This window comes from Paracoccus sp. PAMC 22219, from assembly GCF_000787695.1.
In the GTDB taxonomy this organism is placed as follows: Bacteria; Pseudomonadota; Alphaproteobacteria; order Rhodobacterales; family Rhodobacteraceae; genus Paracoccus.
Map to the genome: position 1 here is coordinate 1 of NZ_BBPH01000054.1, position 10426 is coordinate 10426.

General features: G+C 68.7%; 11 protein-coding genes and 1 pseudogene. 2 read left to right on the plus strand and 10 right to left on the minus strand.

Annotation, left to right across the window (positions count from 1 at the left end):
- Positions 1-383, plus strand: a 383-nt coding sequence (locus tag TY51_RS07055; protein WP_042247611.1) for a glycosyl transferase family 90, incomplete at its 5' end; no start/stop codon positions are given.
- Here the strand turns inward: TY51_RS07055 and TY51_RS07060 are convergent.
- From TY51_RS07060 to TY51_RS07090, 8 genes and pseudogenes are all read right to left on the minus strand, one after another.
- The gene (locus TY51_RS07060; protein WP_156117929.1) at positions 380-1459 is read right to left on the minus strand and encodes an ABC transporter ATP-binding protein; all 1080 of its coding nucleotides are present in this window, start codon (positions 1457-1459) and stop codon (positions 380-382) included. The genes TY51_RS07055 and TY51_RS07060 overlap by 4 nt on opposite strands.
- A gap of 66 nt (positions 1460-1525) precedes the next feature.
- Positions 1526-2305 carry an SDR family oxidoreductase gene (locus TY51_RS07065; protein WP_042247615.1) on the minus strand — a complete coding sequence of 260 codons (780 nt, stop codon included), beginning with the start codon at positions 2303-2305 and terminating at the stop codon, positions 1526-1528.
- 138 nt (positions 2306-2443) lie between these two features.
- Positions 2444-3127, minus strand: coding sequence for a ribulose-phosphate 3-epimerase (rpe, locus tag TY51_RS07070; protein ID WP_042247632.1), 684 nt, complete (start codon positions 3125-3127; stop codon positions 2444-2446).
- A gap of 14 nt (positions 3128-3141) precedes the next feature.
- Entirely contained in the window at positions 3142-4065 is a 924-nt protein-coding gene (gene cbbX, locus TY51_RS07075) for a CbbX protein (protein WP_042247635.1), read from the minus strand.
- Between the two features lie 118 nt (positions 4066-4183).
- Positions 4184-4561 (minus strand): annotated as a pseudogene (locus tag TY51_RS20895) (ribulose bisphosphate carboxylase small subunit); the annotation flags it as partial.
- A gap of 11 nt (positions 4562-4572) precedes the next feature.
- Entirely contained in the window at positions 4573-6048 is a 1476-nt protein-coding gene (locus TY51_RS07080) for a form I ribulose bisphosphate carboxylase large subunit (RefSeq protein ID WP_042247618.1), read from the minus strand.
- Between the two features lie 22 nt (positions 6049-6070).
- Positions 6071-6943 (minus strand): phosphoribulokinase, encoded by an 873-nt coding sequence (locus tag TY51_RS07085; RefSeq protein WP_042247622.1) that lies wholly within the window; start codon positions 6941-6943, stop codon positions 6071-6073.
- A gap of 7 nt (positions 6944-6950) precedes the next feature.
- Positions 6951-7829 carry a hypothetical protein gene (locus TY51_RS07090; RefSeq protein ID WP_052649904.1) on the minus strand — a complete coding sequence of 293 codons (879 nt, stop codon included), beginning with the start codon at positions 7827-7829 and terminating at the stop codon, positions 6951-6953.
- A 99-nt stretch (positions 7830-7928) separates the two neighbouring features.
- Between TY51_RS07090 and cbbR the strand changes: the two genes are divergently transcribed.
- The gene (gene cbbR, locus TY51_RS07095) at positions 7929-8861 is read left to right on the plus strand and encodes a LysR family regulator CbbR (protein WP_042247625.1); all 933 of its coding nucleotides are present in this window, start codon (positions 7929-7931) and stop codon (positions 8859-8861) included.
- 200 nt (positions 8862-9061) lie between these two features.
- On the opposite strand, the gene TY51_RS07100 is transcribed toward cbbR, so the two are convergent.
- Together TY51_RS07100 and TY51_RS07105 are read right to left on the minus strand one after the other, a co-directional pair.
- Positions 9062-9730: a flagellar hook capping FlgD N-terminal domain-containing protein gene (locus TY51_RS07100; RefSeq protein ID WP_042247627.1), complete on the minus strand. Its 669-nt coding sequence runs from the start codon at positions 9728-9730 to the stop codon at positions 9062-9064.
- Positions 9731-9739: 9 nt separating this feature from the next.
- Positions 9740-10426, minus strand: a 687-nt coding sequence (locus tag TY51_RS07105) for a flagellar hook-length control protein FliK (RefSeq protein WP_197054686.1), incomplete at its 5' end; no start/stop codon positions are given.

Genomic DNA, 10426 nt, shown 5'->3' on the forward strand with positions numbered 1-10426 from the left:
CGCTGGACCGTGCCGGGCTGTGCGCGCCCGTGCCGCAGGGCCCGCCCCGGCCCGCCCGCCACGCCCTGTGCCTGTCGGGGTCCGAAGGGGACGCGGACCTGCTGCCTCTGGCCAACAGCCACGCTGTGGTGATCCGCCAGGACGACGACTGGGAAAGCTTCGTGGGTCGGCTGTTCCGCCCTTGGGTCCATGTCATTCCGATGGCGCAGGACGGGTCCGATCTGACCGAACGGCTGGACTGGGCGCGCGCCAATCCGGGCGCTTGCCGGCAGATGTCGCGCAAGGCGCGCAAGCTGTGCCACGCCCTGGCCGATCCGGCGGGGCGCAGGCTGCATCTGGGTCAGGTGCTGGCCGATTACCGCCGCGCCACCGGCCAGGACTAGCGGCGCGGAAAGACGAAGACCCGGTCGCGGCGCAGCATCAGCCACATCGGCGTCCCGGCAGGCGGCAGGAACACCCCCGGCACGGTCGCGTTCAGCGCGATGCCCCCGGCATCGGTCGCGAATTCCACCAGCGATTCGCGACCCAGGTAGCGGGCCCGCGTGACCCGCGCCAGCGCGGCGCTGCCGTTTTCGGCGGTGGGGGCGGGGCCCTGTCCCGCGCGGTCGAAATCCATCTTCAGGTGCTGGGGGCGGATGACGATGTCGACCTCTGCCCCCTCGGGCAGGCCGGGCGTCAGGAACTGGCCAAAGGGCGTGTCGGTCAGCGCGCCCTGCACCCGCCCCGTCAACACGTTGATGTCGCTGAAGAACCCCGCCGCCAGCCGGTCGACCGGCGCATTGTACAGGTTATACGGCGCGCCCTGTTGCACGATCCGGCCCGACCGCATCAGCAGGATCTGGTCGGCCATGCGCATCGCCTCATGCGGCTCGTGGGTGACCAGCAGGACGGCGGTGCCCTCCTCCTTCAGCAGGGCCAGCGTCTCGTCGCGGATGCCGTCGCGCAGGCGCTCGTCCAGGCCGCTGAACGGCTCGTCCATCAACAGCACGCGCGGACGCGGCGCCAAGGCGCGGGCCAGCGCCACGCGCTGCTGTTCGCCGCCCGACAATTCATGCGGATAGCTGTCGATATGGGCGGTCATGTGGACGCGGTCCAGCAGCTCGGCCACCCGGTCGCGGTTGGCCTTCCAGCCGCCGGCCAGGCCGAATGCCACGTTCTCGCGCACCGGCAGATGCGGGAACAGGGCGAAGTCCTGGAACATCAGCCCGATGGCGCGGCGTTCGGGGGGGATGCGGAACTGGGTGTCGCAGACCAGCTGACCGTCGACCCAGATGCGCCCCTGGTCCTGCATGTCGACGCCCGCGACGATGCGCAGCGTGGTCGATTTGCCGCAGCCCGACGGACCCAGCAGGCAGGCCACCTGGCCCGCCTCGACCTGAAAGCTGACATCGTCCACCACCGCCTGTCCGTCGAAACGGCGGGTCAATCCCTGAACTTCCAGGCGGGGGGGCACGGTCACGGGCAATCCTTGGCGTTTCGGTCGGGGTTGCCTATCAGGCGCGCCCCCGGCTCGCAACAGGGCCGCTCAGACCGTGACGTTCAGCGCGCCGCCATCCAGCAGCACGTTCTGCCCCACGATGAACCGCGCCTGCTGGCTGCACAGGAAGGCGCAGGTCGCGCCGAAATCGGCGGCGGTGCCATAGGTGCCGGTGGGAATGGTCGCCTGCCGCTGCGCGCGGGCCTGATCGACGGTGATCCCCTGCGCGGACGCCACGCCTCCGTCCAGGCTGTCGGCGCGGTCGGTCGCATGGATGCCGGGCAGCAGGTTGTTCACGCAGACGCCCTTGCCCGCGACCTGCCGCGACATGCCCGCCACGAACCCGGTCAGCCCGGTCCGCGCCGTGTTCGACAGTCCCAGGACCGAGATCGGCGACCGCACCGACCCCGAGGTGATGTTCACGACCCGGCCCCAGCCGCGGTCCATCATCCCCGGCACCAGCGCCTGCATCAGCGCGATGGCCGACAGCATGTTGGCGTCGATGGCGCGGATGAAATCCTCGCGCGACCAGTCCTGCCAGTTGCCCGGCGGCGGGCCGCCCGCGTTGGTGATCAGGATGTCGGCATGCCCCACGGCGGCCAGCACGCGGGCGCGGCCCTCCTCGGTGGTGATGTCGGCGGCGACGGGGGTGACCTCGACGCCATGCCGCTCGGCGATCTCGCGGGCGGTCTGGGTGATCTCGGCCTCGGTGCGGGCATTGATGACCAGGTTCACGCCGGCCTCGGCAAGCGCCTCGGCGCAGCCGCGCCCCAACCCCTTGGATGCCGCACAGACCAGTGCCCGTTTGCCCTTGATGCCCAGATCCATCGCGCTCTCCCTTTGCGTTCGGCGCGCAGGAAACGCGGGCAGGGCGGCATTGTCAAACGCGATGACACATGCGGGATGCGGCGGGGCGCAGCCCCGCGGCAAGGAAGGGGCCTCGATGGCCCCGCCCTTGCCTCATGCTCACCCCGCGATGGCCTCGCGGATCGCGCGCATGTTCGCACCATAGACGTCGGCCCGGTCCACCGACCCGCCCTTGAAGACCGCCGACCCCGCCACCAGCACATCGGCCCCGGCACGCGCCACCAGCGGCGCCGTCACCGGGTCCACCCCGCCATCCACCTGGATATGGATCGGCCGGTCGCCGATCATCCCGCGCAGGCGGGCGATCTTGTCGACCTGGCTGTGAATGAACTTCTGCCCCCCGAAACCAGGGTTCACCGTCATCACCAGCACCATGTCGCACAGGTCCAGCAGGTATTCGACAGCCTCAACTGGCGTGCCGGGGTTCAGCGCGATCCCGGCCTTCTTCCCCGTCGCGCGGATCGCCTGCAGGGTGCGGTGCGGATGCGGCCCGGCCTCGACATGGGCGGTGATCATGTCGGCACCCGCCTCGGCATAGGCGTCGATATAGGCGTCCACCGGCGCGATCATCAGATGCACGTCCATGACCGTCTTCACATGCGGTCGGAATGCCTTCACCGCCGGGGGGCCAAAGGTCAGGTTCGGCACGAAATGCCCATCCATCACGTCGACATGGACCCAATCGGCGCCCTGATCCTCGATGGCGCGGATCTCGGCGCCGAAATTGGCGAAATCGGCGGACAGGATCGACGGGGCGATCTTGATCTTGCGGTCGAAATCCATGCGTGTCTCCATTCCTATTCCGCTGCGGCCTGCCTGCTGGCGCGGTCCACGTCAAGCCCGCCGTCGAACACCCGGCTGGCGCGGATATCAGGTTCGGTCAGCGTGGACAGCGCCGCCGCATCCAGCGGGCCGCGCGCCTCGGTGAACAGCCGGTTCGCCTGCCGCAGCCGGGCGCGGTCCAGCGCATTGCGGATCGACCGGGCATTGGCGAAATGCGGCTGCCCGCGCCGCGCCGCGATGTACTGCGCCATGGCCCCCCGCGCCGCCGCATCCAGCACATAATTCTGCCGCGCCAGCATCCCTTCGGAAATGTGCAGCAGCTCGCCGTCGCTGTAATCGGGAAACTCGATGTGATGCGCGATCCGCGACCGGAACCCGGGGTTCGAGGCAAAGAACCGGTCCATCCGGTCGCCATACCCCGCCAGGATCACCACAAGGTCGTCGCGGTTGTTCTCCATCACCTGCAGCAGGATCTCGATCGCCTCCTGCCCATAATCGCGCTCGTTCTCGGCCCGGTACAGGTAATACGCCTCGTCGATGAACAGCACGCCCCCCATCGCCTTCTTCAGCACCTCCTTGGTCTTGGGGGCGGTATGGCCGATATACTGGCCCACCAGATCGTCGCGCGTGACGGTCACCAGGTGCCCCTTGCGGACATAGCCCAGCCTGTGCAGCAGCGCCGCCATCTTCAGCGCCACGGTCGTCTTGCCGGTGCCGGGATTGCCGGTGAAGCTCATGTGCAGCGTCGGCGTTTCCGTGGCCAGACCCAGCCGCCGCCGCGCCCGGTCGACCAGCAGCAGGGCCGCCGTCTCGCGGATGCGCGCCTTGACGGGGGCCAGGCCCACCAGCTCTCGGTCCAGCTCGGCCAGCACCTCGGCCACGCCGCTGTCGGCGAAATCCTGGGCCAGATCGACATGGGTCGGGACATCTTGGGTCATCATGCACCTTTGCGTGGAATGTGTCCGGGCGATGGGAGGACACCGCCCGGACCCGGCCCTGTCGGAGGAGCAGCCTCTCAGGGATAGCGGGCGCCTCGGGCTCGCGCATGGCATAGCTCTCGATGCTGTACCGGACCGACCGGCCCTCGCCCTCCTGGCGCACCAGCCGAAAGCCGGGTTCCACTGCGGGGCGGTTCACGATCATCGCCATGCGGATCGATTCCCAACCGGGCGACGCGTCGAACGCGATGACGCGGATATAGACCCCGCCATGCAACTTGCGGCATTCGTTGACTTCGAACACCACCGCGGCGGCGTCCGGGTTGTCGAACATCGGGTGGCCCCACATCTCCCAGTACGTGTTCCGGGGATGCGGGTCGTCGGTGTATTCGACCGACACGGCCCAGCCCTTGTCGATGGCGTACTGGGCCTGCACGCGGATGTCGTCATCCGACAGGTCGGGCAGGAAACTGAACTGGCCTTGCGTCATTTTCATGGGCTTGTTCCTCAGTGGGACACTTCGGGGGTGGGCGCGAAATCGGGCGCATCGGTCGAGGCATAGTTGAAGCTGACGTCCTTCCAGACATCCAGCGCCTGCTTCAGCGGCGTGCAGGTGCGGGCGGCGTCGCGCAGGATGTCCTCGCCCTCGTTCCAGATGTCGCGGCCCGAATTGCGCGCGAACACCATCGCCTCCAGCGCGACGCGGTTGGCCTGCGCGCCGGCGGCGATGCCGTGCGGGTGGCCGATCGTGCCGCCGCCGAACTGCAGGACCACATCCTCGCCCAGGTAGTGCAGCAGCTGATGCATCTGCCCCGCATGGATGCCGCCCGAAGCGACCGGCATCATCTTGTTCAGGGACGCCCATTCCTGGTCGAAGAAGATCCCGTTCTCCAGCGCCATGGGATTCCGCTCTTCGCGGAAGATGTCGTAATATCCCTTGGTAGTCGCCGGATCACCCTCCAGCTTGCCCACGACGGTGCCCGCATGCAGGTGGTCGACCCCCGACAGCCGCATCCATTTCGCGATCACGCGAAAGCTGACGCCGTGGTTGCGCTGGCGGGTATAGGTGCTGTGCCCGGCCCGGTGCAGGTGCAGGATCATGTCGTTGTCGCGCGCCCATTTGGCCATCGACTGGATCGCGGTGTACCCGATCACCAGATCGATCATGACGATGATCGAGCCAAGCGATTTCGCGAACTCGGCGCGGGCGTACATCTCCTCCATCGTGCCGGCGGTGACGTTGAGATAGGTGCCCTTGACCTCTCCGGTCGCCGCGGACGCGCGGTTCACCGCCTCCATGCAATACAGGAACCGGTCGCGCCAATGCATGAAGGGCTGGCTGTTGATGTTCTCGTCATCCTTGGTGAAATCCAGACCGCCCTTCAGCGCCTCATAGACGACGCGGCCATAGTTGCGCCCCGACAGGCCCAGCTTGGGTTTCACCGTGGCCCCCAGCAGCGGGCGGCCATAGCAGTTCAGGCGTTCGCGCTCGACCACGATGCCGGTGGCGGGGCCTTGGAACGTCTTCACATAGGCCACGGGCAGGCGCATGTCCTCCAGCCGCAGGGCCTTCAGCGGCTTGAACCCAAAGACGTTGCCGATGATCGACGCGGTCAGGTTGGCGATGCTGCCCCCCTCGAACAGGTCCAGGTCATAGGCGATATAGGCAAAGAACTCTCCGGGGCTGTTGGGAACAGGGTCCACGCGATAGGCCTTGGCGCGGTACTTGTCGCAGTTCGTCAGGCGGTCGGTCCAGACCACGGTCCAGGTCGCGGTGCTGCTTTCGCCCGCCACGGCCGCCGCAGCCTCGACCGCATCGACCCCGTCCTGCGGCGTGATGCGGAACAGCGCGATGATGTCGGTTTCCTTGGGGACATAGTCCGGCTCCCAATATCCCATCTGCGCGTATTTCAGCACCCCGGCAGAGTACCGCTTTTTCGCGTCCATCTTGTCGGTGGGCATCTTGGCTGGCATCTCGTTCATGGTCAGTCCTCCGTGAAAGGGGTCAGGCGCGCTTGGCGTCATGGGTCAGGCGCAGGATCATCGGCGTCAGGATCAGCTGCATCGCCAGGTCCATCTTGGGTCCGGGCACGACGATCGAATTGGCGCGGCTCATCCACGATCCGTCGATCATCGAGGTCAGATAGGGAAAATCGATGCCGCGCGGGTTGCGGAACCGGATCACCACCAGGCTTTCGTCGGCGGTGGGAATCCAGCGCGCGATGAACGGGTTCGACGTGTCGACCACCGGCACCCGCTGGAAATTGATGTCGGTCTGTGTGAACTGGGGACAGATGCAGTGCACATAGGCGTGCATGCGCCGCAGGATCGTGTCGGTCACGGCCTCGGTCGAATAGCCGCGCTGGGCGCTGTCGCGGTGGATCTTCTGGGTCCATTCCAGATTGATCACCGGCACCACGCCGATCTTCAGATCGGCAAGCGCCGCCAGGTTGACCGTGTCATTGGCCACCGCCCCGTGCAGCCCCTCATAGAACAGCAGGTCGCTGCCATCCGGAAAAGGCGCCCAATCCGTAAAGGTGCCGGGCGCGCTGCCCCAGCGTTCCGCCTCGCGGTCGTCATGGACGTAATGGCGGGTCTGGCCGCGCCCCGTTTCGCCATAGACGCGAAAGATCTCCTCCAGCGCCTGCAATTCGTTGGCGTCATAGCTGAAATGGCTGAAGGTCGCGTCGCCCGCGGCCAGCCGGGCGGCCAGTTCCGCCTTCATCGCGGCGCGGTCATAGCGGTGAAAGGCATCGCCCTCGATGCTGACGGCGGTGATGCCCTCGCGGCGAAAGATCTGGTCGAAGGTCGACTTGACCGTCGTGGTGCCCGCGCCCGAACTGCCGGTGACCGAGATGATGGGATGCTTGTGGCTCATGGGGTCCTCAGGTGCGAAACAGGCCGCGATGGCCGAACAGGGCAGAGACCTCGGCCTCGGGCAGGTCGTGATAGGCGGCGACGCGGTCGACCTTGTCGGCACAGCCGAAGACCAGCGGCGTGCGGCTGTCGAACCCGGTGATCACCGCGTCCAGGATCGGCAGCGCGCCGTCCGTCGCCCGTCCCCCGGCCTGTTCGACCAGAAACGCGATGGGCGCCGCCTGATGCAGCATCGACAGGCTGCCCCGCCCATGGCCCGACCGCGCATCGGCGGGCGCCAGATAGATGCCGCCGCGCATCAGGATGCGATGCGCCTCGGCCACCAGCGACGGGGTCCAGCGCAGGTCGATGTTGCGCCCGCGCGGCCCCTCGGCCCCGGCCAGGCAGTCGTCGACATAGGCGCGCACCGGGCGTGGCCAGTGGCGGTATTGCGACATGTCGATGGCCAGGTCGCGCACCGTGTCGGGCAGGGTGATCCGCGCCCGCTCCATCCCGAAGGCCCAACCGTTCAGCGCCTGCACCTGAACGCCATCGCCGCAGGTCAACGCCATCAGGGTACGCGGCCCGCGCATCACGTATCCCGCCGCCCGCATCCGCCGCGCCGGGCGCAGAAAGCTGTCCCGCGCCGTGGCCCCGGCGTCAAAGATCGCGAATATGGTGCCCGCGGGGGCATTCGCATCCGGCTGATCGGGCAGGGGCGGCGCGATGGCCAGTGCCAGCGCACCCTGCGGATCGCCGTCGTCGGGCGTGGCTTGGTCCGCCCGGCTGATCCAGCGCAGCCCCTTGCCCCGCAGCGCAGCCCCGGTGCCCAGATGGCGCGCCAGATCATCCAGGCAGCCCTGCAGATCGGCCGGGATCAGGTCCGTGTCGATGGTCGCTTCGGTCATCGTCCCCTCCCCCGGTGCGATTGCTGCAAGAGGAGATTGACAGGCGATGCCGTTTCGGAAAATTTAATAAGGCGGAAGATACATTCAGGAAAGCTGAAGATGCGCCACGACGCCGTCACCCTGCGCCAGCTGCGCGCCCTGCGCGCGGTCGCCGACAGCGGCAGCCTGACCTTGGCCGCGGCGCAGCTGGGCCTCAGCCCGCCCGCGATCCACAGTCAGCTGAAATCGTTGGAAGATCTGGCAGGCGCACCCTTGCTGCAACGCGCCGAACACGGCGCCTTCCGCGCCACCGCGCAGGGTCGTGCCTTGCTGCTGGCCGAGGCGCAGATCGCCACCGCCTTGGCCCGCGCCGGGCGCGAGGTCGCGTCCCTGGCCCAGGGTCACAGCGGCAACGTGGTCCTGGGGGTGGTGTCGACCGGCAAGTATTTCGCGCCGTTCCTGGTCGCCACGCTGCAACGCGCCCTGCCGCGGATCGAGGTGACGCTGCGCATCGGCAACCGCGACGCGATCTTGGCCGCCCTGGCCGCGGACGAGCTGGACCTGGCGATCATGGGCCGCCCCCCGCGCGAACCCGCCGTGATCGCCGCCCCCGTTGGTCCGCATCCGCATATCATCATCGCCGCCCCCGACCATCCGCTTGCCAACCAGGACCCGGTGATGCCGATGGACCTGCTGTCCCAGACCTTCCTGTCGCGCGAGGAGGGGTCCGGCACCCGCATCCTGATGACCCGTTTCCTGGACCGCATCGGCGAGGGCCCCCCCTGGCGCGCGACCGAGATGGGCACGAACGAGACGATCAAGCAGGCCGTCATCGCGGGCCTTGGCATTGCGCTGATCTCTCAGCACACCTGCACCGAGGAATTGCGCACCGGCCGCCTGGTCGCGCTGCAGGCCATCGGCCTGCCGATCCAGCGCAGCTGGTACCTGCTGCACCGCGCCGACCGCGCGCCCAGCCCGGCCACCGAACGCATCCGCGCCGCCATCGCGGGCCTTGGCGGCAGCTTCCTGCCGCGCCTGGACGACCGCGCCTGACCGTCCGGGTCATCAGGCGCGGGGCAAACGGATGGCCACCGTCCCGTCATGGTCCGTACAAATCCCGGATCCGCCCCGGTCACGATGCCGACCCTGTTCCGTGGCGTCGCGCGGCAGGGGAGGGGCACCGCGCCGCGGCGTCGCCTGCGGCGCTGTCATCCCCATCCGTCGGGGTGGCGGGATCGCGACCCTTCGGTGCGTCAGCCCGCGTCGCGCAGGGCGGTGATCTCTCCCGCAGGGGCCGAGGCGCCGCCCTCGAACACGACCCGCCCGCCGCTGGCGTCGAACTGCGCCTCGACGATGCGGGCATAGGCGCCGACCTTGCTCTCCAGGATCATCTCGCCGCCACGCCGGTTCTCCAGGGTAAAGCTGTACAGCCCGTCCGGCAGCTTGGTGCCCTCGGCGGTGCGGCCCAGCCAGTCGATCTGACCCTCTCCGGGGCCAATCTCCTCGCGCGTGACCTCGCGGCCCTGCGCGTCGCGCGTGACCAGTTGCACGCTGTCGGCCAATGAGTGAGGCACCACGTCCAGGGTGATGGCGTCGTCGCCGAACCAGACCGGCGCGGTGGTCCGCGCCTCCTTGCCGATCCAGCCGGCGATGCCCGCGCCCCCGGCCTGGCCGGCCATCTGTTCCAGGAACTTGTTGCTCAGCGCGGCCTGTTCGACCCCGGCGAACGTCGCCAACTGGATCGCAAAGTCGGTGCTCTCCATCGGGTTCAGCGGGTCCTGATTCTGCAGCTGGGCCGTCAGCATGGTCAGGAAGGTCTGAAAATCCCCTCCCGCGCTGGCACCCGCGAAGCCGCCCGAACCCGTCGTGGCGGTGGTGGTCGCAGGGATGGTCACTGTCGGGCTGGTGATCGCGTCAACCATGAAAGGCTCCTATAATCTGATGTCCAGGCGGCGGTCGCTCAGCGCGGTGGGCGACATGCGGACCCGCACGGGGGTGGCCGAAAGGGGAATGTCGTCGTCGTCGGTCGGCCCACCCTGCGCGGCCTGCCCGCCGCTGCGGTCGTCGCGGCGGAAATCCAGGCTGCCCGCGGTCACGCCCGCATCGGCCAGCTGCTGGGTCAGCAGGTCGGCATTGCGGCGCACCAGGTCCAGCGTCTCGGGACGCTCGGCCCAGATGGTGATCTGGCCGCGATCCAGGCCGGACATGACCAGGCGGATGCGGCCCAGCTCCTCGGGGGACAGGGCGATCTCGGTCCGGTCGCCGCGGGTGCTGACCAACGCGTCGGTGACCTGCTGCAGGACCGGGCGCGGGTCCTGCGACGCCGCTTGCCAAGCGGGACCCGCGGCCGCTGTGGCGCGGCTGGCGGCCGGCGCTTGCGGATCGGTGCCGAACGGCATCTCTGCCAGGGTTTCGGCAAGACCCGCCGGCAGGGTGATCTCGGACCGGACGGCGACTGCCAGATCGCGGGCCATCGCCGGTGCGGGACGGTCGGGTGCGGGACGGTCGACCGGCTGCGGGGGGGCGTCGACGGGGGCGGCATCGACGGGACGCGCGACCGGCGCGCCCTCGGCCATCGGAACCGGACGGCCCGGACGCGACGGCGCGGCCGGGTGGCC

What these genes read in the sequence shown, in the direction of transcription:
- TY51_RS07065 (WP_042247615.1), bottom strand. Translation starts at nt 2,305, where the DNA reads ATGGATCTGGGCATCAAGGGCAAACGGGCACTGGTCTGTGCGGCATCC.
- rpe (WP_042247632.1), bottom strand. Translation starts at nt 3,127, where the DNA reads ATGGATTTCGACCGCAAGATCAAGATCGCCCCGTCGATCCTGTCCGCC.
- cbbX (WP_042247635.1), bottom strand. Translation starts at nt 4,065, where the DNA reads ATGACCCAAGATGTCCCGACCCATGTCGATCTGGCCCAGGATTTCGCC.
- TY51_RS07080 (WP_042247618.1), bottom strand. Translation starts at nt 6,048, where the DNA reads ATGAACGAGATGCCAGCCAAGATGCCCACCGACAAGATGGACGCGAAA.
- TY51_RS07085 (WP_042247622.1), bottom strand. Translation starts at nt 6,943, where the DNA reads ATGAGCCACAAGCATCCCATCATCTCGGTCACCGGCAGTTCGGGCGCG.
- TY51_RS07090 (WP_052649904.1), bottom strand. Translation starts at nt 7,829, where the DNA reads ATGACCGAAGCGACCATCGACACGGACCTGATCCCGGCCGATCTGCAG.
- cbbR (WP_042247625.1), top strand. Translation starts at nt 7,929, where the DNA reads ATGCGCCACGACGCCGTCACCCTGCGCCAGCTGCGCGCCCTGCGCGCG.
- TY51_RS07100 (WP_042247627.1), bottom strand. Translation starts at nt 9,730, where the DNA reads ATGGTTGACGCGATCACCAGCCCGACAGTGACCATCCCTGCGACCACC.